Annotated in this window: 1 protein-coding gene and 1 pseudogene; both read left to right on the forward strand. The window is 73.2% G+C overall.

Annotated features, from left to right (window positions below; all coding sequences use genetic code 11):
• The coding region (locus ML01_RS29870) for a hypothetical protein (protein ID WP_162268127.1) at nt 1-261 on the forward strand (261 nt) is incomplete at its 5' end.
• Nucleotides 258-586: pseudogene (locus tag ML01_RS26670) on the forward strand (hypothetical protein); the annotation flags it as partial. The gene ML01_RS29870 and the pseudogene ML01_RS26670, both read left to right, overlap by 4 nt.

The following is a 586-nucleotide window of genomic DNA, read 5'->3' on the forward strand; positions in this document are numbered from 1 at the left end:
GGCGGCTACGAGACCAAGGATGGCGGCACGCTGGAGATCGACTTCAGCGGCGGCTGCGAGGACGCCCAGCCGCTCAAGGACTTCCTGGAGCCGCAGTTGCGGGCGGCCAAGGACAAGACGCTGGACCTGGGCTTCACCATCGCCTTCGCCGACACCGGGCTCAGCTTGAGCGGCGAGGCCCCCGCGAAGCTCGGCGAGCGCCTGACCCGCTTCGGCGCCGGCGCCGCCTACGTCACCATCACCGCCGAGGGCGGCACATGAACGCGCTGCCCACCGCGCTGCCCGGCCCGGAGCCCGGCCCCGAGCCCACTGGCGACGCCGCCGCCGGCACACCGCGGTACGAGCTGCGCGTGCGCGCCCACGGCACCGACGACAACGAGATAGAAGTCTGGCAGATGCCCGCACCGGCGACGCAGCACCTGAAGGCGCCGCTGCGCATCGCCGGGCTGCGCGGGCGCAACCTGGCACTCGTGGAGCATCGGGTGCTGCGCCGCCTGGCCAAGGCCCGCATCAAGCCCCCGACCAATCAGCCACCCATCGCCGGCGAGCGCCAGCGCCTGCCGCTCGACGAGGACCTCGCGCTGAA

The organism is Thiohalocapsa sp. ML1, assembly GCF_001469165.1.
Taxonomy (GTDB): domain Bacteria; phylum Pseudomonadota; class Gammaproteobacteria; order Chromatiales; family Chromatiaceae; genus Thiohalocapsa.